Source organism: Verrucomicrobiia bacterium, from assembly GCA_026414565.1.
GTDB lineage: Bacteria > Verrucomicrobiota > Verrucomicrobiia > Limisphaerales > Fontisphaeraceae > Fontisphaera.
In genome coordinates this window covers 18369-45333 of record JAOAIT010000027.1, presented here as the reverse complement: position 1 = coordinate 45333, position 26965 = coordinate 18369, and the positions used below count along the sequence as shown (strand labels likewise).

15 protein-coding genes are annotated in these 26965 nt (G+C 66.7%); 11 read left to right on the top strand and 4 right to left on the bottom strand.

What is annotated here, in order from left to right; genetic code table 11:
- Nucleotides 1-23: 23 nt before the first annotated feature.
- Nucleotides 24-6023 (top strand): MG2 domain-containing protein, encoded by a 6000-nt coding sequence (locus N3J91_06450; protein ID MCX8156068.1) that lies wholly within the window; start codon nt 24-26, stop codon nt 6021-6023.
- A 49-nt stretch (nt 6024-6072) separates the two neighbouring features.
- Here N3J91_06450 and N3J91_06445 read toward each other — a convergent pair whose 3' ends face one another.
- Entirely contained in the window at nt 6073-8565 is a 2493-nt protein-coding gene (locus N3J91_06445; GenBank protein MCX8156067.1) for a CHASE domain-containing protein, read from the bottom strand.
- A gap of 117 nt (nt 8566-8682) precedes the next feature.
- Here N3J91_06445 and N3J91_06440 point away from each other — a divergent pair, with 117 nt between their 5' ends.
- On the top strand, nt 8683-10050 hold the full coding sequence (locus tag N3J91_06440) for a Gfo/Idh/MocA family oxidoreductase (protein MCX8156066.1): 1368 nt from the start codon (nt 8683-8685) through the stop codon (nt 10048-10050).
- 17 nt (nt 10051-10067) lie between these two features.
- Nucleotides 10068-12026 carry a HEAT repeat domain-containing protein gene (locus N3J91_06435; GenBank protein ID MCX8156065.1) on the top strand — a complete coding sequence of 653 codons (1959 nt, stop codon included), beginning with the start codon at nt 10068-10070 and terminating at the stop codon, nt 12024-12026.
- 51 nt (nt 12027-12077) lie between these two features.
- On the opposite strand, the gene N3J91_06430 is transcribed toward N3J91_06435, so the two are convergent.
- Nucleotides 12078-13016: a TIM barrel protein gene (locus tag N3J91_06430; protein MCX8156064.1), complete on the bottom strand. Its 939-nt coding sequence runs from the start codon at nt 13014-13016 to the stop codon at nt 12078-12080.
- 104 nt (nt 13017-13120) lie between these two features.
- Here N3J91_06430 and rpe point away from each other — a divergent pair, with 104 nt between their 5' ends.
- Nucleotides 13121-13807, top strand: a complete 687-nt coding sequence (gene rpe / locus N3J91_06425; protein MCX8156063.1) for a ribulose-phosphate 3-epimerase — start codon at nt 13121-13123, stop codon at nt 13805-13807.
- A gap of 10 nt (nt 13808-13817) precedes the next feature.
- On the opposite strand, the gene N3J91_06420 is transcribed toward rpe, so the two are convergent.
- On the bottom strand, nt 13818-14342 hold the full coding sequence (locus tag N3J91_06420) for a hypothetical protein (GenBank protein ID MCX8156062.1): 525 nt from the start codon (nt 14340-14342) through the stop codon (nt 13818-13820).
- Between the two features lie 291 nt (nt 14343-14633).
- On the opposite strand from N3J91_06420, the gene N3J91_06415 reads away from it, so the two are divergent.
- From N3J91_06415 to N3J91_06385, 7 genes are all read left to right on the top strand, one after another.
- On the top strand, nt 14634-21047 hold the full coding sequence (locus tag N3J91_06415; protein ID MCX8156061.1) for a lamin tail domain-containing protein: 6414 nt from the start codon (nt 14634-14636) through the stop codon (nt 21045-21047).
- 94 nt (nt 21048-21141) lie between these two features.
- Nucleotides 21142-21447, top strand: a complete 306-nt coding sequence (locus N3J91_06410) for a hypothetical protein (protein ID MCX8156060.1) — start codon at nt 21142-21144, stop codon at nt 21445-21447.
- Nucleotides 21448-21450: 3 nt separating this feature from the next.
- Complete coding sequence (locus tag N3J91_06405; GenBank protein MCX8156059.1) at nt 21451-22266, top strand: TatD family hydrolase; 816 nt, start codon at nt 21451-21453, stop codon at nt 22264-22266.
- A 30-nt stretch (nt 22267-22296) separates the two neighbouring features.
- Entirely contained in the window at nt 22297-23469 is a 1173-nt protein-coding gene (gene eboE / locus N3J91_06400; protein ID MCX8156058.1) for a metabolite traffic protein EboE, read from the top strand.
- On the top strand, nt 23466-24476 hold the full coding sequence (locus tag N3J91_06395) for a tRNA-dihydrouridine synthase family protein (GenBank protein MCX8156057.1): 1011 nt from the start codon (nt 23466-23468) through the stop codon (nt 24474-24476). Before eboE ends, N3J91_06395 begins: the two co-directional genes overlap by 4 nt.
- A 47-nt stretch (nt 24477-24523) precedes the next feature.
- Entirely contained in the window at nt 24524-24892 is a 369-nt protein-coding gene (locus tag N3J91_06390) for a hypothetical protein (protein ID MCX8156056.1), read from the top strand.
- Nucleotides 24893-24974: 82 nt separating this feature from the next.
- The gene (locus N3J91_06385; protein ID MCX8156055.1) at nt 24975-25460 is read left to right on the top strand and encodes a hypothetical protein; all 486 of its coding nucleotides are present in this window, start codon (nt 24975-24977) and stop codon (nt 25458-25460) included.
- Between the two features lie 3 nt (nt 25461-25463).
- On the opposite strand, the gene N3J91_06380 is transcribed toward N3J91_06385, so the two are convergent.
- Nucleotides 25464-26951, bottom strand: a complete 1488-nt coding sequence (locus tag N3J91_06380; protein MCX8156054.1) for an insulinase family protein — start codon at nt 26949-26951, stop codon at nt 25464-25466.
- Nucleotides 26952-26965: the final 14 nt, after the last annotated feature.

Below are 26965 nucleotides of genomic sequence, written 5' to 3'. Positions count from 1 at the left end.
TTTTGGCCGTCCAGATTCCACTTATGGCTGGTGTGAGAGATGCCCAATGGAAGAAAGTGGACGAGGCCATCAACCAAGGCCTGCCCAAATCGGCCATTGAGGCCCTCGAGCCCATCATTCAGGGGGCCACCAAAGACAAGGCCTGGGGCGAGGTGGCCAAGGCCGTCTGCCGGAAGATCGTTCTGGAGGCCAACATTCAGGGCAACAAGCCGGAGGAGAAGATCACGCGGTTGCAGGCCGAGATTGCCAAGGCGCCGCCGGAGCTGAAACCAATCTACCATGCCCTGCAGGCGACGTGGTACTGGCACTATTTCCAGCAAAACCGCTGGCGCTTCATGCAGCGCACCGCCACCGCCACCGAGCCGGGCAAGGATTTCACCACGTGGGATTTGCCCCGGCTGTTTGCGGAAATTGACAAGGAATTCACCGCCGCGCTGGCGGCGGCGGATTTGCTGAAGCAGATGCCGGTGGCGCAGTTTGATGACCTGCTGATCAAGGGCACCATTCCCGATCGGTACCGGCCGACGATGTACGATTTTCTGGCGCACGAGGCCCTGCAATTCTACACCTCCGGCGAGCAGGCCGCGGCCAAGCCGCAGGACGCCTTTGAAATCCCGGCCACCAGCCCGATTTTGGAGCCGATGGCCGCCTTTCTGGCCTGGAATCCCGAGACCACCGATACGGAGTCGCCCAAGCTCAAGGCCCTCCGGCTGTATCAGGCCCTGCTGCGTTTTCACCAGCCGGATGCTGATCCCACCGCGCGGTTGGATGTGGATCTGGCGCGGCTGCATTACGGGTACAACACGGCGTTTGGGGATGAGAAACGCGCCCGTTACAAGGCGGCCTTGAAGGCGTTTGTGGATCAATGGGCGGATCACGAGCTGGCCGCCATGGCGTTGCATCGGTGGGCCGTGGTGGTGCGCGACGAGGGCGACTGGGTGGAGGCCCACCGGCTCGCCTCCCGCGGGGCGAAGGTTTATCCCAAGAGCGCCGGGGGCATGATGTGCCGCAATTTGGTGACCGAGATCGAGAGCCGCGAGCTGAGCCTCAACACCGAGCGGGTGTGGAATGCGCCCTGGCCGCCGATCCGGGTGCACTACCGCAATCTGACCGAGGTCCACTTCCGCCTGGTGCCGTGGGACTGGAATGCCGCCTTCTCCAATCGCGGCCGCCGGCCCGAATGGCTGGACGACGCCGGGCGCAAGGAAGTTCTCAAACGCGCGCCGGCGCAGGCGTGGTCCGTGAAGCTGCCGGCCACCACCGATTATCAGAGCCGGGTGGAAAAGGTGGCGGTGCCCGAGAACCTGAAGCCCGGCTTTTACTACCTCCTGGCCAGCGCGAAGGCCGACTTTGGCGAGCAGGATAATGTGGTGCACTTCACCGATATCTGGGTGAGCGAGCTGGCCCTGATCCCGCGCACCTTCAACGGGATGCTGCAGGGCTTTGTGCTGGACGCGCGGAGCGGCGAGCCGGTGGCCGATGCCGAGGTGCGGAGCTGGCATTTCGACGCCCAGGGCAACCGCGTGGCCAACGCGCCGGTGCGCACGGACGAAAACGGGCTGTTTATCGTGGATGCCCCGGCGCAGCGCGGCCACATCCTGCACGTCCGGCATCAGGGCCAGGAGCTGGCCACCCAGAATGAATATTGGGCCTCGAGCCCCGGGCGCCGGCGGCCGACTTCGCAAACGCTGTTCTTCACCGATCGGGCGCTTTACCGGCCCGGCCAGACCATTTCGTTCAAGGGCATCTGCCTGCAGGTGGATCAGGAGCAGGACAAGTACGAGCTGCTGCCCGGCCAGAAGTTGACGGTGGTGCTGGCCGATCCCAACGGCAAGGAGGTCGAGCGCCGCGAAGTGCAGGCCAATGATTTCGGCTCGTTCAGCGGCAGCTTCACCGCGCCGCGCGATCGCGTCACCGGGCGCATGCGGCTTTTTGTGCAGGGCGGCCCCAATGGCAGCACCACGGTGAGCGTGGAGGAATACAAGCGGCCGAAGTTCCAGGTCGCCCTGGAAGCCCCCAAAACCGCGGCGCGCCTGAATGACCGCGTGGAGCTGGGCGGCAAGGCCGAGAGCTACACCGGCGCGGCGGTGGACAACGCGCTGGTGAAGTACCGGGTGGTGCGCGAGGTGCGCTACCCCGTCTGGTGGCGCTGGTATTGCTGGTGGGATCCCTTCCCGCCATCGGGCGCCCAGGAAATTGCGCATGGCAGCACCCGCACGGGCACGGATGGGACGTTCAAGGTGGAGTTTGTGGCCAAACCCGATCCGTCCATCTCCCCCACCAACGAGCCGACCTTCCATTTCACCATCTATGCGGACGTGACGGATGCCACGGGTGAAACGCGCTCGGCCCAGCGGGCGGTGGTGGTGGGCTACACGGCGTTGCAGGCCAGCCTTGCGGCCGAGGAATGGCAGGTGAGCGAAAAACCGGTGGCCATTGCCCTCTTCACCGCCACCCTGGACGGCGAGGGGCAGGCCGCCGAAGGGGCGCTGAAGATTTATCAGGTGGAGCAGCCGGCGGCGGTGATCCGGCCCGAGCTGGCGCCGCCCTACCACCCGCGCGGGCGCGGCGGGGCGCAGGCGGGGGGAGCGGAGCAACCGGGGCCGACGGCGGATCCCAACACCTGGCCCCTGGGCAAGCTGGTGGCCGAGCGCGGCCTGACCACGGCCACCAACGGCCGCCAGACGGCCAGCTTCAACCTGGCGCCCGGGCTGTATCGGGCGATCTTTGAGACCCAGGATCGTTTTGGCAAACCCGTCAAGGCCATGCTGCCGCTGCAGGTGCTCGAGCCGGCGGCGGAAAAACTTAACCTCAAGCTTCCCAGCCTGCTGGCCGCGCCGAAATGGCAGTGCGAGCCGGGCGAGGAGTTTATGGCCGTGTGGGGCACGGGCTACGACACCGGCCGGGCCTACGTTGAAATCGAGCATCGCGGCAAGATGATCCAGAAGTATTGGACCCGCGCGGGCCGCACGCAGGAGCAGATCAAGCAGGCGGTGACGGAAGCCCAGCGCGGCGGCTTCACCCTGCACGTGACCCAGGTGCGGGAAAACCGCGCCTATTTGGAGAGCCGGCGCATCGAGGTGCCCTGGAGCAACAAGCAACTGCAACTGAAGTGGGAGCGGCTGGTCTCGAAACTGCTGCCCGGCCAGAAGGAAACCTGGAGCCTGGTGATCTCCGGTCCCAACGCCCAACGGGCCGCCGCGGAGATGGCGGCCGCGCTGTATGATGAATCGCTGGACGCCTATCTCAAGCACAACTGGATGCAGCGGTTCAACATTTTCCGCACCGATTACTCCAACTTGAGCCGGCAGTTTGAAAACGTGCTGAAGCACTTCAACCATCTCTACGGCGGGTGGCGCGAGGAGTATGTGGGCGTGGACTGGCGCTACCGCGCCTTTCCGCCGGATCTGACGCAAAACCTGTGGGGCTACATGTACTTTAGCGGCCGGGGCGGCGGCCGCGTTCTGATGGCCCGGCGCGGCGTCGAGATGGAAGCCGCCATGGCCGACGGGGCGCCGATGGCCGCCATGGCGATGCCCGCCGCTCCCCCGCCCGGCCTGGCCGGCGAAAACGCCGCCATGCGCCAGGCCGGCGCGCCCATGGACATGGCCAAGGCCGCCGAGGCCCAAAGCGATCGCGCCGCCGCCACCCGGGAAGAACGCAAAGGCGCCGGGGCGGGCGCGGGCGGCGCGCCGGATTTAAGCAAGGTAAGCCCGCGCAAAAATTTGAATGAAACGGCCTTTTTCTTCCCGCAACTGATTGCCGACAAGGACGGGGTGGTGCGCCTGGAGTTCACCATGCCGGAGGCGCTGACGACGTGGCGTTTCCTGGGCTTTGCGCACGACAAGGAGCTGCGCTCGGGTTTCATCGAAGAAAAGGTGGTGACGGCCAAGGATTTGATGGTGCAGCCCAACCCGCCGCGCTTTTTGCGCGAGGGCGACACGCTGGAGTTCACCGTCAAAATCTCCAACCAGTCCACCGAGCGCCAGACGGGCAAGGTGGTGCTGACCTTGCGCGAGGCGGCCACCGACGCGCCGGCGGACAAGAAGCTGGGCAACACCCGCAACGAGCTGGCGTTTGACATTCCGCCCAAGGAATCCCGCACGTACGCCTGGCGGTTGAGCGTGCCGGACGGCCTGGGCTTCCTGATTTACAAGGCGGTGGCCTCCACCGGGAAGCTGGCCGATGGCGAGGAGGGCCATCTGCCCGTGCTTTCGCGGCGCATTTACGTGACCGAATCGCTGCCCCTGCCGATCCGCGGCGCGGGCACCAGGAAGTTTGAGTTCACCAGGCTGGTGAAGAACCGCTCCAGCACCCTGCAGCATCAGGGTTTCACGGTGCAGATGGTGTCGCAGCCCGCGTGGTATGCGGTGATGGCGCTGCCGTACCTGATGGAGTATCCGTATGAATGCTCGGAGCAGATCTTCAACCGTTACTACGCCAACACCCTGGCGCGGCACATCGCCCACAGCGATCCCAAAATCCGCCGCATTTTTGACCAGTGGAAAAACACCCCGGCGCTGGACAGTCCGCTGGAGAAAAACCTCGAGCTGAAGTCGGTGCTGCTGGAGGAGACGCCGTGGTATCGGGACGCCCAGAATGAAAGCCAGGCCCGCCGCAATGTGGGGCTGCTGTTTGAGGACAACCGCCTCAATTACGAGCTGAATCGCGCCCTGCAAAAGCTCACCGAGATGCAAATGAACGACGGCCGCTGGCCGTGGTTCCCCGGCGCGCCGGGGGACGACTACATCACCCTCTACATCGTCACCGGGTTTGGCCGGCTGCGGCATCTGGGCTGCGATTTGAAGGTGGATCCCGCCCTCCGGGCGCTGGGCCGCCTGGACGAATGGATGACCGAGCGGCATGAGCAGATTCTGCGCACGATGAAGAATCCCGACGATTACGCGCCCAGCTTTCTGGATGCCCTGTACCTCTACGGGCGCAGCTTCTTCCTCAAGGACAAGGCCGTGGGCAAGCCCCATGAGGCGGCGGTGCAGTTTTACCTGAAGCAAGCGCGCAAACACTGGCTCAAGCTGGGCGTCCGGCAGAGCCAGGCGCATCTGGCCATTGCGCTGAAGCGCTGGGGCGGGGCCGAGAACGTGGAGGCCGCGCAGGCGATCATGCGCTCCATCAAGGAGCGCTCGGTGTCGAACGAGGAGATGGGCATGTTCTGGCGCGATCTGGAGCTGTCGTGGTGGTGGTTCCACGCGCCCATTGAAACCCAGGCGTTGATGATCGAGGCGTTTGACGAGGTGCTGAACGACGCCCGCGCCGTGGAGGACTGCAAGGTCTGGCTGCTCAAGCAGAAACAAACCCAGAACTGGAAGACCACCAAGGCCACGGCCGATGCGGTGTACGGCCTGCTGCTGCGGGGCAGCAATCTGCTTGCCAGCGACGCCCTGGTGGAGGTGAGCGTGGGCGGCCTGGCCATCAAGCCGGAGAAGGTGGAGGCGGGCACCGGGTTCTATGAGAAACGCTTCAGCGGGGCCGAGGTGAAGAGCAAGATGGGCCAGATCACCGTCAAAAAGACCGATGCGGGGGTTTCCTGGGGCAGCGTGCACTGGCAATACCTGGAGGACATGAGCAAGGTGACCCCCTACGAGGGGACGCCGCTCAAACTCAAAAAGACGTTGTACGTTAAAACCACCACCAAGAAAGGCCCGGTGCTCGAGCCGGTGAAAGGCCCCGTGAACGTGGGCGACGAGCTGGTGGTGCGGATCGAGCTGCGCGTGGATCGCGACATGGAATACGTGCATCTCAAAGACCAGCGGGGCAGCGGCGTGGAGCCGGTGAATGTGCTCTCACGCTACCGGTATCAGGACGGGCTGGGCTACTACGAGAGCACCCGCGACACGGCGAGTCATTTCTTCATCAGCTATCTGCCCAAGGGCGTGTATGTGTTTGAATACTCCACCCGCGTGCAGCACCGGGGCACCTACCAGACCGGCATGGCCTCGATCCAGTGCATGTACGCGCCGGAGTTCAACAGCCACTCGGAGAGCTTCACGCTGGTGGTGAAGTGAGCGGCCGCCGCCGCCCCTGCAGGGGCGGGATCAAACGCTCCGGCGCGGATCAGGGCGTGGCGGGCGGGGAATCCTGGGGTTGATCCTGCCCGGTCGGTTGCTCGATGGGGAACCAGAGGATCGCCCGCGCGCCGCCTTCGGGGCGGTTGAGCACCTGGATGCGGCCGCCGTGCCATTCCATGATCTGGCGGCTGACGGTCAAGCCCAGGCCGGTGCCCTGGCCGGTGGGTTTGGTGGTGAAAAACGGCTCGAAGATGCGGGTCAGTTTTTCCGGCGGAATGCCCGGGCCGGTGTCGTCCACCACCGCCTCCACCACGGGCTGGCCGGCATGAAAGCGCAGGGCCTCGCGGCTGCCGGCCTCGAGGCGGACCTCGTCGGCCGCGAGGGTGCGGACGTGGGTGCGGACGGTGAGGGTGCCGCCATTTTCCATGGCCTGACAGGCATTGAGAAGGAGGTTGACGAACACCTGGGAGAGCTTGTGGGCATCGCCGCGGATGAGGGGCAGATCGGGCGCCAGATGGGTCTGCACCTGGACCAGGGCCCCCACCTGCTCATGGCGGGTCAGGGCGAGGGCCTGCTGGATGATCTCGTTCAAGTTCACCGGCTTCAGCTCCAGGTCCCGCGGCTTGGAGAAGTCCAGCAGGCCCAGGATGATGTTGTCGGCGCGGCGGATGGCCTGGCGCATGTCCTCCACCACGGTGCGGAGGGTGGGGTCCTGCATGTCCACCGAGCTGGCCAGGTAATCCAGCCCCATGCCGAGGATGGCGAGGGGATTTTTGACCTCATGGGCCACGCCGGCGGCCAGGCGGCCCACGCTCTGCATTTTCTCGGCCTGGATGAGCTGCATTTGCGCGGCCTTCAACTCCTCATGGGAGCGCTGCAGCTCGGCGTTGGCCTTTTTGAGCTGCTCGGTCATCTCGCGCAGCGAGGTGATGTCGCGCGAGATGCCGAAGGTGCCGATGATGTTGCCCTGCTTGTCCCGAAACGGCATTTTGGTGGTGTGGGCCCAGCATTTCTTGCCGTCGGGCAGGGTTTCGAGCTCGATGCGGCCGATGAGCGGCTGGCCGGTGCGGATGATTTCCTGTTCATCCTCGAAGGCCGGGCGGGCGTGTTCCAGGGTGAAGAAGTCAAAGTCGCTCTTGCCCACGGCCTCGCGGGGGTGTTGCAGGCCGAACAGGTCGGCCAGCGCGCGGTTGATGCGGAGGAAGCGGCTCTGGGTGTCCTTGAAGTAAATGCGGTCGGGCAGGTTGTCCAGCAGCGTGTGAAACAAATCGCGCTCGCGCTGCAATTCCTCCTCCAGGCGGGCGCGGCTGGCGATTTCCTCCTTCAGCTCGCGGGTGCGCTGGGCGACCAACTGCTCGACGTAACTGGCCCGCTGCATGATGAGGCGCTGGTAATTCACCAGAAAGCCGGTGAACATGAGGCCGACCACCAGGATGGCCCAGAAGCTCCAGGAGCGGTAGGCCGCCATGAACTGCCGCGTGGGATAGCACAGCACCGCCCACGGGCGGCCCGCCAGATCCACGGCCCCCTCCCACACGATGGGGCTGCGGCGGAGGCGCTTGATTTCCTCCAGCGGCTGCCGCCGGACGCTCCAGCCGGCGGGGGTGAAATGAATGGTGAGCGGCGCGCCGTCCTCGGTGGATTCATCGGCCAGAAAGACCTCCACATTTTTCAGCGCGCCCGCCGGCAAAGCCCGCCGGACCAGGCCCTCGACGGTGACCACGGCGGTGAGGAAGCCGGCCAGGTTTTTCTGCCGCTGCTCCACGGTTTCGGCCGGCAGGCCGTTGGTGTACACGGCCTGATAGAGAAACACGCCGTAGTCGGTGGCCGTTTCCGTTTCCCGCTGGGCCAGGCGGATCCAGGGGGTGGCGACGGGCGTATCGGTATCGCGGGCCAGGTTCATGGCGGCGCGGCGGGGCGGCTCCTGGTAGTGATCCAGCCCCCGCAGAAACCGGTTTTCCCAGAACGGCTCGATGTAGAACACGGGAAAATATTCCGGGCGCGTCTCGGCGGGCGCGAGGGTGCCGTTGGGGGTGAGCTGGAGGATGCGGAAGCCGCGGTTGATCCGGGGCGGGAGGCGCTCAATGCTCTGGCGCTGGGCGTGGGTGACCCGCGGCAGCCAGGCGAGGTACACCGTTTCGGGATGCCGCTGCATGGCGCGCGTGGCGAAGTGGCGGAATTCATCCGGCTCCACGCGCTCGCTGGCGGCGTAGAGGTCGGCCATGGCGCTGAGCACCTCCACGCAGCCATTGGCGGCCAGTTGCACGGCCTGGGCGCGGTCATCGGCCAGCTTGGCAAATTCCATGCGCCGCCGCTCCTGGTCGCGCTGATAGACGAGCAGCAGAATGCCCGCGGTGATGATCAGCCCCAGGGCCGCGATCAACCCCAGCGAGAAATACATCCGCGCCTGCAGGCCGGCCAGATCGCCACCCGGCGCCTGGCCCGCCAGCTCGTCGCCCCCCGGCGGGGGCCCTCCCGCGGCCGGGGCCGGCGTGGCAGGCCGGGGGTTGGGGTTTGGGTTGTTGGGTGGTTCTGCCACGCCCCCAGCGTAACGCGCCCGGCAGGAGGGGGGCGAGATTTTTTTCAACCGCCCGCCCGGGCGGGCGGCTGAATATTTTGTTTTGCGGGGCGTCAGGAATTTTTGTAATTAAAACTTATGACACCTGCATCCACGCTCCCACGCAGGGGACGGGCTTTTGCCGGCCCGGCTCCTGGTGCTTCTTCGTCGTTAAGTCGTCGTACCTTCCTGGGCCGGCTGGCGCTGGCGGGCGGGGCGCTGGCGGCGCCCACGCTCATTCCCGCCACGGCGCTGGGCCGGGACGGGCGGGTGCCGCCCAGTGAGCGGATCATCATGGCGGGGCTGGGGATTGGCAACCGGGGGTTGCACGATTTGAACTGGATGCTGCCCGAGCCGGATGTGCAGTTTGTGGCGATCTGCGATGCGCGGCGCTCCTCGCGGGAGCGGGTGAAGCAGCGGATTGACAACCACTACGGCAACCAGGACTGCAAGATGTACGATGACATCCGCGATTTTCTGGCGCAGCGGCGGGACATTGACGCGGTGCTGGTGGCCACGGGGGACCGCTGGCACGCGCTGGCGGCCACGTGGGCGATGCGGGCGGGGATGGATGTGTATAGTGAGAAGCCCTCCGCCATGACGGTGGCCGAGGGGCGGATGGTGGTGGAGACGGCCAAACGGTACGGGCGCATTTATCAGACGGGCACGCAGCGGTTGAGCGAGGCCAATTTTGTGTTCTGCATCGAGGCGGCCCGGCTGGGTTATCTGGGCAAGGTGCACACCACCTACGCGCACATTGCGCCGTGGGACGCGGCCAAGATGCGGACCGACTGGCTGCCGGCGCAGCCGCTGCCGCCGAAGGAGGAGGTGGACTGGGATCAATGGCTGGGGCCGTGCCCGTGGCGGCCGTACAACGTGGCCTACGTGAACGGGCAGTGGCGGAATCATTTTGATTTTCACACCAGTTGCATCGGGGAGTGGGGCGCGCACACCTTTGCGCAGGCCATGGCGGGCATCGATCAGTTGCACACCGCCGGCGTGCATTACAAGTATGTGGACAATGACTCCGGCGACGGCATGGAAATCCTCTTCCCCAACGGGGTGAAGATGGTGCTGTCGCGGTTTGACAAACATTTCCACGGCTCCTGCGGCATGCGGTTTGACGGGCCGGAGGGCTGGGTAGCGGCGGGCGACGGGTATCCGCGGCCCGATGTGTCGAAGCCGTCGCTGCTGGCGGATTTCAAGAAGATTGTGGGCGATTACATGGCGCGGACGGGCCGGCCCATGAATCATGTGCGGGATTTTCTGAACTGCGTGAAGAGCCGGCGGCAGCCGGTGGCCAACGCGGAGGTGATGCACCGCTCGATGACGGTGGTGCACGCGGCCAACGTGTGCATGTGGCTGCAGCGGGATGTGCGCTTTGATCCGGAGAAGGAGGTCTTCCTCAATGATCCGGAGGCCAATCGTTACCTGTCGCGCGCCATGCGCGAGCCGTGGACCTTCTAAGCCCTCAACCTCAACCTGTGAATTTAGCCCTGATTATGCGTCCTTCCATCGCCTGGCTGACCGCCCTCGCGGCGGCGTGCTTTGCCCTGTCCCCCGCCACCCGCGCCGCCACGGAGGCGGAGCTGCTGGGGGTGTTGAAATCCAATGCCGACCGGTCCGCCAAGGCGGCGGCCTGCCGGCAGCTTGCCATTGTGGGCGGCGCCTCGGCGGTGCCCGTGCTGGCGGAGCTGTTGACCGACGAGGAGCTTTCGCACATGGCGCGGTATGCGCTGGAGCCGAATCCCGCGCCGGCGGTGAATCCCGCCCTGCGCGAGGCGCTGGGCAAAACCCGGGGCCGCCTGAAGGTGGGGATCATCAGCTCCCTGGGCATGCGGCGGGACGCCCAGGCCGTGCCGGCCTTGAGCGCGCTGCTGACCGATGCGGATGGCGACGTGGCGCAGGCGGCGGCGCGCGCCCTGGGGCAGATTGCCACGCCGGAGGCGGTGAGCGCGCTGGAGAAGGCCGTGGGCCAGGCGCCGCCAGCCCATCAGGTGGCCTTCTGCGAAGGGCTTTTCCGCGCGGCGGAATCGCTGGCGGCCGCCCGGAAAACGACGGAGGCCTTGCGGGTGTACCAGCGGTTGCGCGCGCTCAGCCCGGCGCCGCATCAGGTGCGGGCGGGGGCCTTGCGGGGCGCGATTTTGAACAGTCCGGCCAAGGCGGCGGTGAATCTGGTGCTGGAAGGCGTGCGCAGCGAGGATTACGTGCTGACCGCCGCGGCGGCCGGGGCGGCCATGGAATTGAAAAACGCGGAATTGAGCAAGGTCCTGGCCGCGGAGCTGCCCAAGCTCAATGCCGACAAACAGATTCTGCTCATCCAGGTGCTGGGCCGGCGGGGGGATGCCGCCGCGTATCCCGCCCTGTTTGAACTGGCGCGCAACGGCCAGGGCCAGGTGCGCCTGGCGGCCATCCGGGCCCTGCCGGAAATTGGCAAGCCGGGCGCCGTGCCGGTGCTGGCCGGCCTGCTGGGCGACGCCGACAAGGCGGCGAGCACCGCCGCCATGGACGCGCTGGCGGGATTTCCCGGCAAGGAGGCTGACGCCGCCGTGATGAAGCTGTTTGAGGCGCCGGAGCCGGCGCAGCGGGCGCGGGCCATTGAGCTGGCGGCGCGGCGGCGCATGACCCAGACGATCCCCCTGCTGGCCAGGGCCGCGAGCGACACGGCGCCGGAGGTGCGGCTGGCGGCGTTGCGGCGGCTGGGCGAGCTGGGCGGCCCGGCGGAGGTGAAGACGCTGCTGGATTTGGTGTTGAAAAACACCGGGGCGCAGGAATTGGGGGCGCTGGAGCAGGGGTTGATTGCGATTTGCAACGCCACCGGCCGGCCGGATGAATCGGCCGAGAAAATTGCCGCGGTGCTGCCGCAGGCGCAGGGGGCGCAGAAGAGCACGTTGTTGCGCGTGCTGGGCGGCGTGGGCGGCGCCCGCGCGCTGCAGGCGGTGCGCTCGGTGGTGGGCGATCCCAACCCGGATGTCCATGCCGACGCCATCCGCACGCTGGGCGAGTGGCGCACGCCGGACGTGGCGGAGGTGCTGCTGGAGCTGGCGCGCACGAGCCAGAAGCTGACGGACAAGGTGCTCTGCCTGCGGAATTATCTGAAGATTGCCGACGGCGTGCAGGGGGCGCAGAAGATCACCATGTGCAAGGCCGCCGAGCCGCTCATCACCCGGGATGAAGAACGCCGCGTGCTGCTGGGCGTGTTGAGCAAAGGCTCGCTCGAGGCCCTGCCGGTCATTCTGCCCTATCTGGAGCAGGCGGGCACCCGGGAGGAGGCCAGCTCGGCGATTGTGAATCTGGCCGAGCGCACCCTCAAAGGCGTGCGCACCAACACCGCCGACGCCGCGGCGCGGCTGAAGGAGCCGCTGGCCCGCGTGGCGGCCGTGGCGCAAAACGAAGCCGTCAAAAAACGGGCGCAGGATTTGCTGAAATCCATCGGGCCATAGGCCGCGGGAGGCCGGGGAGGCAAGGGGTGCCCGCGCCGGGGGGGCGGCGGCTCACACGTCACACACTTTCGCGGCGTGACGCAGCGCGAGCGCCTTGTCCGGCCAGGTGGGGATGAACTCCTGAGCCACATAGCCCGTGTAGCCCAGGTCCAGCAGCGCCCGCATGAGCACGGGATAATTCAGCTCCTGGGTTTCGTCGAGCTCCCCGCGGCCGGGCACGCCGGCGGTGTGCACGTGGGCGATGACGTCCCGGTACTGGCGCAGGCGGCGGAGGACGTCGCCGTTCATGATCTGGACGTGGTAGATGTCGAACAACAATTTCATGTTGGGCGAGCCCACGCGCCGGATCAGCTCCACGCAGAAATCCACATCATCCCCAAAATAGCCCGGGTGCCCCTTCATGGGGTGGGTGTTATCGCGGCTGTTCAGATGCTCCAGGCAGAGGTTGACTCCTTTTTGCTCGGCGTAACCGATGACTTTTTTCCAGCAGTCCACGCAGTTGCGGGCGCCCTGTTCGTCGCTGATGCCAGGCTCGCGCATGCCGGTGAAGGTGATCACGTTGCGGCACTGGACCTGCACGGCCAGGTCAATGCCCTCCCGCAACTTTTCCACGCAATGCTCATGATGGGCGGGGTTGAAGGGCCCGCGGGCAAACCCGTGGCTGCCCACCAGGGAAATGGCCAGCCCCAGCTCGCGCACCTGCGGATAAAACTGCGCGTCAATTCCCTCCATGGCGACCAGGCCGATCTCCTTGCAGAGCCGGGCCAGCTCCAGCGTGGGCATGGGGTTGAACGTCCAGCCCATGATGGACTGCCGGATGCGCCCGTGGCGGATGCGGTAGTCGGGCTCCACACTGGCGCGGGCGGCGGGGCTTTGGGCGGAGGCGGCCAGGGGCGGGAGGAGGGCGGCCGCCGTGACGGCAGCGCCCGCCTTGAGCCAGTGCCGGCGGCTGCACGGCGGAGCCGGAGCGGAAGGGATTTGCATGCTCATGTTTTGGCAGGGCGGAGCGGGGCCGTCAATGTTTTGCGCGCGCGCCGGCGGGGGGTGCTTCCAGACTGGACGCGGGGGGCGGCGGTTTATATGGTGAGCGCGGCATGATCATTGCGCCTTCAATGCTGGCGGCGGATTTTGGACGCATCCGCGCCGAGGTGGCCCGCGCCGTCCGCGCCGGGGCGGACTGGCTGCATTTGGACATCATGGACGGCCATTTTGTGCCCAACATATCGTTTGGGCCGGCGATGGTGAGGACGGTGCGCTCGGCCACGCGGCTGTTTCTGGATGTGCATTTGATGTGCCAGAAGCCGGAGGTGCTGTTCGAGGCGTTTGCGCGCGCCGGCGCCAACCAGCTCACGGTGCATGTGGAGCTGGGGGAGGCGCAGGTTTCCCAGCTTTTGTGGAAAATCCGCAGCCTGGGCCTCAAGGCGGGGCTGGCCATCAACCCGCCCACGGCCATGGAACGGGTGCGGCCGCATCTGCGGCAGATTGATTTGCTGCTGGTGATGACCGTCAACCCCGGCTACGGCGGCCAGGAATTCATTGCGGAATGCGTCCCCAAAATCCAGCAGGCGGCGGCCTGGCGGGCGGAAGGCCGGCTGCCCTACCGCATTGAAGTGGACGGCGGCATCAATTATCAAACCGGCGTCGAGTGCGCCCGGGCCGGGGCCGACACGCTGGTGGCCGGCACGTTTCTCTTTCAAAAACGCCAGATGAAAACGGCGGTGGCCCGCCTTCGCCGGCTTGCCGCCGAGGCTCACGCCGGGCAGCCGGCCGCCGTGGCCTGAGGGGGCTGCTTCACGGGGCGGTGGGATTGGGGCCGGCCGGCGCCGCCGGGGCGGGGGCGGCCCCGCCTGCGCGGCCGGGGGCGGGGGGCGAGAAGAACTGGTTGGAGCGCGGCAGGAACCACAGGACGACACTCACGGCAAACAACACCGCCTGCGGCCAGGCCAGCTTGGGCGTTTTGAGCACCTGCCAGAAAAAGGCGTTGCCAAACCAGACCACAAACACCCAGCGCGCCCAGTTGCGCCCGTAGAGCATGAACCACACCAGCGCCAGCATGAGCACCGGCATGGCGTAGCGCATGTAAAAGGCAAACGGCGCCTTGACCCGGAAGGATTCCCGCCAGCCTGCGTTGCCCGGGGCCCAGTCGGCCAGCAGGATCATGGCCAGATTCAAGCAGGCCAGGGCAAAGAACACCCAGCACGGCAAACTCACCGTCCACGGCCGGCCCGCCCGGCCCGCGCCGGCCAGGGCGGCATGACAATGCGGACATTCCGGCAGCCGAAACCACAGCGACTTACCGCAGGCGGGACATTTCATAAATGCTTTGTTTCGTGGCAGCAGCGGGCGAGGTCCCGCCGCCGTGTTTGCATGCCAGCCTAAAGCAAGCGCCCCGCGCCGACAAGCCTGCAAACCACCGGGGGGGTCATCTGGCCGGGCCACAGCCGGGGGCTGGCCTGCGTGGGCGGCAAGCCGGCGGCCTGGAAACGGCCTTTTTTAAGTGGTGATGGTTGTCAAAACCCAATGGCTCGCGTAGATTAGGCGGGAACCCGAGAAGATGCTGCGGTGAACATGCGTTTTTGCGTCGTTTGGCAACGTAGTTGTGACACGTTGGTTACAATCTGGTGGGCCGCGCTGCTGGTGCTGGCCCCCGCCCTCTCCGCCCAATCCCTGCTGCGCGAAGTGTGGTATGGGGTGGAGGGCAACAGTGTGGCGGATTTGACCAGCCATCCGGATTACCCCTCTTCACCGGCGGAGTTTTCCTACATCACCCTGTTTGAGGGGCCGGTGAACATCGGGGAGCGGTACGGGACGCGCATCCGCGGCTATCTGATTCCGCCGCAGACCGGCAATTACATTTTCTGGATTGCCAGCGATAATGCGAGCCAGTTGTTGCTCAGCACCAACGAGATGCCGGCGAACAAGCGGCTGCTGGCCACGGTGCAGAACTACACCGGCTCGCGCGAATGGACCAAAGAGCCCAACCAGCAATCGGCCCCGGTATCGCTGGTGGCGGGCCAGCGGTATTATGTGGAGGTGCTGCACGTGGAGGGCACGGGCGGGGATAACATTGCGGTGGGGTGGCAACTGCCGGATGGGACGCTGAACCGGCCGATCACCAGCGAATATCTGGCGCCGTGGGTGCGCTCCACCAATCCCCCGGTGATCCTGCAGCAGCCCCAGAGCCAGGTGGTGCAGGAGTTCAGCCAGGTGGCCTTCACCGTGCTGGCCGGGGGGGATGAGCCGCTGCGCTACCAGTGGTATCAAAATGGGGTGGCGCTCGACGGCGAGATCACCGCCACGCTGCTGTTCTACCGCGTGGTGCGCGAGGACAGCGGCGCGCAATTTTATTGCCTCATCTCCAATCCGTTTGGCGCGGTCACCAGCGCCGTCGCCACGCTTACGGTGACGCGGGACATCACCCCGCCGGCGGTGTTGCGGGTGCATCCGACCACCAACGCCGTGGTGCGGCGGCTGGAACAGGTGGAGGTGCATTTCACCGAGCCGGTGACGGGGTTGCGGGCGCAGGATTTGCTGGTCAACGGCCAGCCGGCCACCCAGGTGACCGGGCTTGGGTCAGGGCCGTATGTTTTCCAATTTCCGGCGCCGGCGGCGGGGCCGGTGACGTTCTCGTGGGGGGCGCATCAGATTACCGATTACTCGGAAGTCTCGAATCGCTTTGGCGGGGGCAGTTGGACGGTGCATTATCAGCCGGGAGCGCCGGCGCCGCAGGTGCGCCTGAATGAGTTGGTGGCCAGCAATGAAAAGGGGCTGCTGGACGAGGACGGCCAGGAGGTGGACTGGATCGAGCTGTACAACGCCGGCAGCAACACGGTGGATTTGACGGGCTGGGCGCTCACCGATGATCCGAATCTGCCCGGGCAGTGGGTGTTTCCCTCCGTCTCGCTGGCGCCGGGCGGTTATCTGGTGGTGTTTGCCTCCGGCAAGGATCGCCGCCCGGCAGGCGGGGGCACCAACCGGCTGCACACCAACTTCCAACTGGCCGGCGCGGGGGAGTATCTGGGGCTGTATGACGGCAACAGCCCGCGGCAGGCCGTGAGCGAGCTGGCGCCGCGGTTTCCGGAGCAGCGCAATGACATTGCCTACGGCGTGGACCCCAACGGCCAGTGGCGTTATTTCCTGCAGCCCACGCCCGGCGCGCCCAACACGGGCCTCACCGCCACGGGGATGGTGAGCGCGCCGGTGTTCAGCGCCCGGCGCGGTTTTTACACGGCGTCGTTCAATCTGCAGCTTTCCTGTCCCACGCCCGGGGCCATCATCCGGTACACCACCGACGGCCAGCCGCCCACTGAAACGGTGGGGCTGGTGTACACCGGCAGGATCGCCATCACCTCCACGCGCATGATCCGGGCGGCCGCCTTCAAGCCGGGCCATCTGCCGTCCAAGGTGGTGACGCACACCTATCTGCTGGGGCAGAGCGCGGCTGTGGCGTCGCTGCCGGTGATGTCGCTGGTGACCGCGGAGTCGAATCTCACCGGCCCCACGGGCATTATTGGCATCAACGGGGGGACTTATTCCAACGGCGTGTGGCAGGGGGTGAATCCCGGGGATTATTTCAACCCCACCAATCATGGGATCGCCTGGGAGCGGCCCGTGTCGGCGGAGCTGATCCGCTATGACGGCGCCGACGGTTTCCAGATTGATTGCGGCATCCGCGTGCACGGGAGCGATCACATCCGGCCCCGCTACACGACGACCAGCAAGTTCAGCTACCGCCTGTATTTCCGGGGCGATTATGGGGAGGGCAAGCTGGTGTATCCGCTGATGGGGGATTCGCCGGTGCAGACCTTTGACCGGCTGGTGATCCGGGCCGGCAAGAATGATTTGACCAATCCGTTCATCAAGGACGAGCTGATCCGGCGGCTGGCGATTGACATGGGCCAGGTCAATGTGCGCGGCACGTTTGTGAACCTCTTTGTCAATGGGGTGTACAAGGGGTACTACAATCCCACCGAGCGGGTGGACGACACCTTCTTCAAGGCGTGGCTGGGGGGCGAGGAATGGGACGTGGTGGGGGTGCGCAGCGAGGCGATTGACGGCAACAATCTGGATTTCAACGCCATGCGCTCGTTCATCAGCGGCACGCGCATGACCAACCATGCGAACTATGTGGCCGCGGCGCGCTGGCTGGATCTGACCAATTTTGTGGATTACCTGCTGGTGAACATCTATGGGGCGATGCGGGACTGGCCCCACAACAACTGGCGGGCCGCGCGCGAGCGGCGGACGGGGGCGCTGTGGCGGTTTTACATCTGGGATGCCGAGGGCGCGTTTGGCACGTTTGGGCAGCCGGTGGACGAAAGCACCTTCACCAACGCGCTGGTGTCGGGCACGTCGGAAATTCCGCGGCTGTACCAGGCGCTGGTGCAGAACCCGGAATTTCGCCTGCTGTTTGCGGACCGCATTCAGAAGCACTTCTTCAATCAGGGGGCGCTGACGGACAGCAATGTGGTGGCCCACTTCCAGCGGATGCGCCAGGAGCTGCTGGGGGTGATACCCAGCATGCAGACCACCATCATTGACACCTGGGTGCCGCAGCGGCGCCCGGCCATTTTCAGTCATTTCCCGCAATACGGTCTGGCGGCCTACACCAATGCGCCGGTGCTGCGGCAGCATGGGGGGCGCGTGCCGCCGGGGTATCAGCTCACCATGACCACGACCGCCGGGCAGATTTACTACACCACCAACGGCGCCGATCCGCGCGTGCCGTTCACGGGGGAGATTTCCCCCGACGCCCGCCTGTACAGCGGGCCGCTGATCCTGAACCAGAGCCTGCCCCTGCGGGCGCGGGCGCGCGTGGGCACGCAGTGGAGCGCGTTGACGGCCGCGGATTTCCAGGTGGGCGAGCTGGGGGTGCCCATCCGCATCAGCGAGATCATGTATCAGCCGGTGGGCGGGGGCGCCTATGAGTACGTGGAGCTGTTGAACACCGGCGGCGCGGCGGTGAATCTGGGCAACTTCTTTTTTGGCGGGATTGACTTCAAGTTTCTGCCCGATACGTGGCTGGCGCCGGGCCAGCGCCTTGTGGTGGCCTCCGCGCAAAGCCCGGCGGATTTCCTGACTCGTTACCCCGGCCTGGCGGTGGCCGGGTGGTTCAACGGCAACCTGCGCAACGAAGGCGAGCGCCTGGACTTGTTTGATTTCAACGGCCGGCTGGTGGACTCCGTGACCTACCACTACAAAAACGGCTGGCCGGCGGCCGCCGCCGGGGGCGGCGCGTCGCTGGAGCTGGTGGATTGGGGGGGCGATCCCAGCTCGCCGGCGTCGTGGCGGGCCAGTCTGGTGCCCAACGGCACGCCCGGCGCGGGGCCGGCCCTGCCCCCGCCGTCGCCGGTGCTGCTGAGTGAGTTGATGGCGGACAATGCCGGGGCCGTGAATAACGGGGGCGCCTTCCCCGACTGGCTTGAACTTTACAACCGCAGCGCCGAGCCGGTGCTGCTGGCCGGGTGGCGGTTGCGGGATGCCGGCACCAATGTTTTTGTCTTCCCCACGAACACCCTGCTGCCCGCCGGCCAATATCTGGTGGTGTGGATGGATCGTGACTTTGCCGCGCCCGGGTTGCATGCGGGGTTTGGGCTGAGCCGGCGGGGGGGCGCGCTCTTTCTGGAGAACGCCGCGGGGCAGACGGTGGACGCCGTGGAGTTTGGGCAGCAGTTGCCCAATTACACATTGGGCCGGAGCGGGGGCGAAAGCTGGGGGTTGTGTGTGCCCACGCCGGGCGCGGCCAATCAGCCTGCCGCCACGGCCGCGGCCACGAATTTGTGGATCAATGAATGGCTGGCCAACAGCCTGCCGGGCCAGCCGGACTGGCTGGAATTGCACAACCGGCATCCCTCGCTGCCGGTGGCCGTGCAGGGGCTTTACGTGGGCACCAGCAATGTGCTGCACCGGTTGCGTTATCCGGCCTTCATCGGGCCGTCCGGCTTTCTGGTGTTGGAGGCGGACGAAAACCCCGGGCCGCAGCATGTCAACTTCAAGCTGCCGGCCGGCGGGGGCGCGATTTTCTTGTATGATGCCTGGGGCTTTGAGCTGCAGAAGGTCACCTACACGGCGCAGGCCCAGAATGTTTCGCGGGGCAGCCTGCCGGACGGGAGCACCGTGCAGACCACATTCACCGCCAGCCAAAGCCCCGGCTTTTCCAACTACCTGAACGTGGCCAGCGGGATTGTGCTGAATGAAATCATGGCGCGCAACTTGAGCTTCCGCACCAATGCGGCGGGCAATTATGCGGACTGGATCGAGCTGCACAACACCAACAACACGCCGGTCTCGCTGGCGGGCATGAGCCTGTGCCTGGACCAGCCCGGCAAAAACCGGTGGTATTTCCCGCCCGGGGTGACGCTGGAGCCGCGCGGCTTCCTGCTGGTGTGGTGTGACGGCCGGCAGCCGCCCTCCACCAACGCCGGGGGCGCGTTGAACACCGGCTACGGCCTCGAATCGGAAGGCGGCGGCGTGTACCTCTACACCGCCGACGGCCGCGTGACGGATGCGGTGGACTTTGGTTTTCAGCCGGCCAACTGGAGCCTCGGGCGGGTGAGCGGGGTCTGGCGTCTGTGCGCCCAGCCCACGCCGGGCGCCACCAACAGCGCCGCCGCGGGGCTGGCGGTGGGCAGCAACCTGCGGCTCAATGAATGGTATGCCAACAGCCTGCCGGGGGAGGATGACTGGGTGGAAATCTACAACATGGCCTCGCTGCCGGTGGAATTGAGCGGCTTCTACCTCACCGATGATCCCTCCATCCCCGGCCAGACGCGGTATCAATTTCCGCCGCTGTCCTTCATTGCGCCGACGGGCTTTGTGCAGGTGATTCTCGATAATCGGCCCGAGCGCGGGGGCAATCACGCGGCGTTTGCCCTGGCGGCGGTGGGGGAAACGTTGCGCTTGTACAACACCACCTTTGGCATTGTGGACAGCGTGGACACGCTGCAGACGCTGCCGGGCTACGGCCAGGCGCGGCTGCCCAATGGCTCGGTCAACGTGTATTTCACCAGCGTGCTGACGCCCGAGGGGCCCAACGTGGTGTTCTTTCCGCTGACCATTTTCCAGCAGCCCGCCAGCGTGCTGGCCACCAACGGGAATGCCGTCACCTTCTCCGTGTGGGCGCAGGGCACGGGCACCCTGCGTTATCAATGGCATCAAAACGGGCAGCCGCTGGCCGGCGCCACCAACGCCACGCTGTCGCTGAGCAACGTGGGCAGCAATCACCTGGGGCAATACTTCGTGCGCCTCACCGATGATCTCGCCACGCTGGACAGCGAGCCGGCCACGCTGACGCTGTTGTTCCGGCCCAATTTCGTGCTGCCGCCCTCCAACCGGATTGCGCTGGCGGGACAATCCCTGACCTTCCGCGTGGGGGTGGAGGGCACCCCGCCCCTGACCTTCCGGTGGCAGCGCGGCCCCAGCACGATGCTGGCCACCAACGTGGACGATCCGGTTCTGATCCTCACCAATCTGAATGCCGAGGCCGCGTCGTATTACCGCGTGACGGTCACCAACGTGGCCAGCGCGGGGGTGGCCAGCCGGCTGTTCTTTGTGGTGGTGGTGACCAATTACCCGCTCAGCCAGGTGGTGGCCGAGGGCGCCACGGTCACCCTGCAGAGCGGGGCCACCGGCATGGTGGCGGTGGCCCGTCAATGGCTGTTCAACGGCGAGCCGCTGCCCGGCCAGACTAATGTGAGCCTCACGCTCAGCAATTTCACCGCCGCCCACCAGGGGGCCTACGCGGTGCGCCTGACTATTCCGGAGGATGAGCTGGTGACGCCGCCGGCCTGGCTGACGCTGCCGCGGCCGATCGTGCTGGAGGCGGCTCCTGCGGCCACGCCTGAAGGGTTGCGCCTGACGGTGCAGGCCAATCCGGGCCTGCGCTACGTGGTGGAAGGCAGCGCGGACCTCCGCCAGTGGCGCGAGTTATCTTCCTTCACCCATACCAACGGGCCGGTGGTGCTGCCGTGGATGCCGGGAAGTCCGCAGCAGTTTTACCGCCTTCGCCGGGGCACCCCCTGAGGCGCCGGGCGGGGCGGCGGCGGCGGGGCGCGGAGCGGGGCAATTAAGAGCTTGAGCGCGGGCGGCGCGCGGCCCAAGATGGCGGGCGTCGCGTATGACGAAGACGCAAGTCCTGGATCAATACTTCATTGCCGCCCGCCATCAGTTGCTTGAGCTGGCGGCGTTTCTGGACCGGGTGGAGCGGGCCGAGGGGACGGCGGACTTCCGCCTGGCGGCCCTGCGGCGCGCGCTGCCGCTGCTCCAGCAACCGCGCGGGCCGCGGGTGGAGAAAATCCTGGTGGCGTTGAGTGATCCGACGCGCCAGCCGATTGCGCGGGCCACCACCCAATCGGCCTGTGGCACGTGTCCGCCGCCGGTGACGCGGCGGCGCGGGAGCGGGGCGCGAGCGGCCCGGAGGTGAGGTATGCGCTACATCGAGCCGCATGCCCACATGGTCAGCCGCACCACGGACGATTACCGCGCCATGGTGGCGGCCGGCTGCGCCGCGGTGAGCGAGCCGGCGTTCTGGGCCGGCTTTGATCGCAGCTCGGTGGATGCGTTTTATGATTACTTCTGCCAGCTCACCGATTACGAGCCGCGGCGGGCGGCGCGGTTTGGGCTGCCGCATTATTGCTGGCTGTGCGTGAATCCGAAGGAGGCGGAGGACGCCGGTTTTGCGCGGGAGGTGATGAAAATCATTCCGGAGTTTCTGCCGCGGCCCAACGTGCTGGGGATCGGCGAGATTGGGCTGAACAAGAACAGCCGCAACGAGCTGGCGGTGCTGGAGGAGCACATCGAGCTGGCGGTGCAGCACGATTTGTTGATCCTGGTGCACACGCCCCACCTGGAGGACAAGCTCAAAGGCACGCGCCTGACGCTGGACGTGCTCAAGGCCCATCCGCGCGTGCGGCCGGAGCGGGTGATTATTGATCACGTGGAGGAGCACACCATCCGGCTGGTGCTCGAGGCCGGTTTCTGGGCGGGCATCACCCTGTATCCGGAGTCCAAGGTGAGCCCGGCGCGCGCGGTGGACATGCTGGAGCAGTACGGGCCGGAGCGGCTGTGGCTCAACAGCGCCTGCGACTGGGGCCACAGCATACCGCTCAACGTGCCCTACACCGCCCTGGAGATGCGCCGGCGCGGGCACAGCGCGGCGGCGGTGGACCGCATCCTTTTCCAGAATCCGTGCCAGTTTCTGCGGCAAAGCCCGCGTTTCAAGCTGCCGGAAACGCCCGGCTGAGGCCCGGCTTCCGGGGTGATTTCATTTCCCATGCAACTGCGTTACGGACTGCACCTGGCCTACTGCACCAATGTGCATCGGGGGGAGCGCTGGGGGGAAATCCGGGCCGCGCTGGAGCAGCACGTGCTGGCCGTGCGCGAGGCGGTGTGCCCCGGCGGGCCCTTTGCCATCGGGCTGCGGCTGGGGGCGCAGGCGGCGGCGGAGCTGGGGGATCCGGCCGCCCTGCTGGAGTTCAACCGCTGGCTGGACCGGCATCAGTGCTACGTGTTCACCCTCAACGGCTTCCCCTACGGGCCCTTTCACGGCACGGCCGTCAAGGAGCGGGTGTATCAGCCGGACTGGACCACGCCGGAGCGGCTGGAGTACACGGTGCAGTTGCTGGAGATACTGGCGCAGCTTTTGCCGCCGGGCCTGGAGGGCAGCGTGAGCACCGTGCCGGTGGGGTTCAAGCCGGCCCTGCGCAGCCCCGCGCAGGAGGCGCAGGCGCGCCGGCAGCTCTGGGCCTGTGTGGAGCAGGCGCACCGCATCTGCCGCCGTTACGGGCGCAACCTGCACGTGGGGCTGGAGCCGGAGCCGATGTGCGCGCTGGAAACCACGCGGGAGACGGTGGACTTCTTTGCGCGCCTGCGGGCGGACCGGCCCGGCGACACGCGGCTGGAGGAGCTGCTGGGGGTGAATTATGACTGCTGCCATCTGGCGTTGCAGTATGAGGATCCGCGCGAGTCGCTGGAGACGCTGCGCCGGCACGGCATCCGCGTGAGCAAGATTCACCTGAGCAACGCGCTCAAGGTCACGCCCACGCCGGCGGTGCGCGCGACGTTGCAGGCCTTTGTGGAGCCGGTGTACCTGCATCAGGTGGTGGCCGCCGATCGCTGGGCGCAGCTCACGCGCTTTGTGGATTTGCCGGAGGCCCTGGCGGCGGCGGCGGCCTGGCCCGCGGAGCACCCGCTGCCGGAGTGGCGCATTCATTTCCACATTCCGCTGCATCATCCGCCGGACGGGCAGTTTGGCAACACCCGCGAGCACGTGACGGGCGTGCTGGATTACCTGGCGCGGCGGCCCAACCTTTGCAGCCATCTGGAGATGGAAACCTACACCTGGGCGGTGCTGCCGCCGGAGTTGCGCGCGCGGCGGGTGGAGGACCAGATCGTGGCGGAGTACCGCTGGACGCTCGACGAATTGCGGCGGCGGCAACTGGCATGAGCTCCCCCCGGCTGTTTGCCTTGGCCACGCTGGGCCGGCTGACGCTCAGGCCCGCCCGCGTGTGCGCGCCCATGGCGTTGTACACGCACAGCGCCTTTCGCCGGCTGCTGGCCGAGCTGGGGGGCTGCGGCGCGGTGTGGACGGAGATGCTGGCGGCGCGGCGGCTGTTGTGCGAAGATTTCCACACCTCGCCCTGGCTGAAGCGGCGTCCGCACGAGGGGCTGGTGGTATATCAGCTCATGGCCCGCCCCGGCGATCCCCTGGAGCGGGTGCTGGGCCGGATGGCCGAGCACGGCGTGCAGGCGGTGGATTTGAATCTGGCCTGCGACGCCCACAACATCCGCGCCATGGCCTCCGGCAGCGCCTTGTGGGACGACTGGGAGGGGCTGCGGCAGGTGGTGAGGCAGATGCGCGCCGCGTGGCCCGGCTGGTTCTCGGTCAAAATCCGCCTGGGCCATCGCCGCGACGGCTGGCAGGAGGCCTTTCGGGAGCGGCTTAAATTTTTGGAGGAGGCCGGCGTGGATGCGGTGGTGCTGCATGCCCGTTTTTTCGAGGACAAATACCGGCGGCCGGCGCAGTGGCAATGGATTCCCTGGGCCGCCGGATTGACGCGGCTGCCGCTCATTGCCAACGGCGATTTGCAAAGCGCCGGGCAGGTTGAGAGTCTGCGGGAATGGCTGGCGCCCGCGCGGGCCATCATGCTGGGCCGGATGGCGGTGGTGTGCCCGTGGGTCTTCGCGCATTGGGAGCGGCCGCAGCCGGTGGATTACGCCGCGGTGTGGGAGCGGTATTGCGATTATGTGGAGGAGGATTTTCCGCCGCGCCCGGCCCTGCGGCGCATTCAAGCCTTTGCGCGGTATTACGCGCTGCATTTTCTCTACGGGCATCAATTTCAGACCACGCTGGGCCGGATGGCCACCGTGGCCGAGGCGCGGGCCTATGCGCGGGATTTTTTGGGCCGCGGGCCGGCGTTGAATCGGACGCTGCTGCTGGGCGGGCTGCGGTGAGGGCGTTTGCCGTTGACCTTTGGGGGGCGGGTTGAATAATGGAAATTATGCGCATCGTGGTGTTCATGCTGGTGGCGGCGTTGGCGCTCGGCGCCGGGGGCTGCCGCAAGCGGACAACGGACGTCCCCGCCGGCGGGCCGGGCAAGACCCGGCCGGCCCGGGGCCAAAAAGGGCCGGTGGTGACGCCGGATCTGGCGCTGCAGGGGCGGGTGGCGATGGTGAATCCGCAGGCGCGCACGGTGGTGCTGAGTTTTCCGCTGGGCTGGCTGCCCGCGCTGGAGCGGCGGCTGAATGTGTACCGGAAGGGCCTCAAGGTGGGGGAGGTGAAGGTCACCGGCCCGCAGATGGACACCAATATTGCGGCGGATCTGGTGGTGGGCGAGGCGGCGGTGGGCGATGAAGTGAGGGAGGATTGAGCGCGGCGCGGGCGCGCGCGAGGGGTGGAAATAGTCCGATTGCCGGCTTGCTTTGGCGGCGCGGGTGTGGTTTGGTTGGGGTATGGCTCCGCAAAAATCATGGCCTTGGCCGGGACGGGCGGTTGCATGGCTGGGGTGCGGCCTGTGGCTGGCCGGCGTCATGGCCGCCGCCGCGCAGACTGCGCAGGTGGACTGGTTCAGCATCAGCGCCGGCGGGGGGACGAGCACGGGAGGGGTGTACACCTTGCAGGGCGTCGTCGGCCAGCCGGCCGCCGGCCGCCTGAGCGGGGGCGCCTACACGCTGGAGGGGGGATTTCTGGCGGCGGTGGGGCTGGTGCAAGTGCCGGGGGCGCCCCGGCTGGAATTGACCCTGACGAACAATCTGGCGCGGGTGGCGTGGCCGCTGCCGGCGGAGGGGTATCGGCTGCAGAAGAGCCCCTCGCTGGAAGGCTCACCCATTCCGTGGGGGCCGGTGAGCGGCGCGTATCAGACCAACAGCACGCACATTTTTGTGTTGGAGCCGCTGACGCCGGGGCGGCAATTTTTCCGCCTGCAAAAGACGCCGTAGCGGTCAGTTGAGCGGGAGCGGTTTCATGGTCAGCGGATCCCGGAGCGGCAAATCCACCAGCGGCCCGCGGGACAAATCTTTGAGCGCCACCGGATGCTGCGGATGGCCGAGGAGGATGTCGGGTTTGTGGCCCACCACCAGGATCACGGCGCGCTCCGGTTGCAAGAGGCGCCGGGCCACGCGTTGGACGTCTTCGCGCGTGACCGCCGCCACGCGGGCGCGGAATTTTTCCCACCAGTCGGGATCGGTGGCGTAGCGGCCGGTGAGTTCTTCATCGGCCAGGGCGGCGGCGATCTGGGCCTTGGTGGCGAACTGGCGGGGGAAGGTGTCAATGAAGGCGCGCTTGGCGGTTTCCAGCTCCTGCTCGCTGACCAGCTCGGTGGTGATGCGCCGCATTTCCTCGAGCACGATGCTGGTGGCATAGGCCACGGTGCGGGACTTGGTCTGAAAACCGGCCTGAAAGAGGCCGCGGTAATAGACGCCGGGGGTGAGGCGCGTGCCGGCGGAGTAGGCCAGTCCTTCATCGCTGCGGACGCGGTTCATGATGCGGGAGGTGAAGCCGCCGCCGCCCAGGATGTGATTCATCACCTGGGAGGCAATCAGGTCGGGGTCGCCGCGCCGGACGCCGGGGAGCAGGATTTGCACGCGGCCCTGATTCACGTCCTTTTCGGTGAGGTAGATGCCGGGGGCGGCCATCTGGTAATCGGCGGGGGGCGGCGGGGCTTTATCGCCCTGGTGGGGCCACTGGTCGAGAAGCTCCTCGAGTCTGGCTTTCATGGCGTCGCGGTCGAAATCGCCGCTGACGGCCAGAATGAAATTGGCGGGATGCACCCAGCGCCGATGAAAGGCGAGCAGGTCGTCGCGGGTGAGGGCGTCGAGGGAGGCCTGGGTGATGTGCCAGTTGAGGAAGAAGTCCTCGCCATAGGCGAGGAAGCTGGATTGATAGGCCTCGATGGAGGCCGATTCATCGTTGCGCTCCTTCAGGCTTTGGAGGAGCTGCTGCTTGCGCAGGGCCAGCTTGTCCTCCTGAAAGCGGGGCGTGGCCAGGACTTCGCGGAGCAGGCGCAGGCCCTCGTCCAGGTCCTTGGAGAGCAGATTCAGGCTCACGCTGCCGCGCACATCGCCGAGGCTGGAATTCAGGTTGGCGGCCAGGAAGGCCAGGCGCTCCTCCAGCTCCTCGGCCCGCAGGCGGGCGGTGCCGCCGCGCGCGAGGAGATAACCGGTCAGCTCGGCCAGGCCGGCCTTGCCGGCGGGCTCCAGATAACTGCCGCCGCGCAGGAGCACGACGACGTTGACCAGGGGGAGGGAGCGATCGGGCACGAGGTAGGCGACGGTGCCCTGCCGCAACACCACGCGGTAATCGGCCGCCTTGGGCGGCTCATAGTGCAGCGGCGGGAATTGCAACTTTTCCGGCCGGTCCGGGATGGCGTCGGCCGCGGCCAGCGGCAGGGCGGCGAGCGCCCACAGCCAAAATGCCCAAGGTTTGTTCATAAGCCCGCGCATGG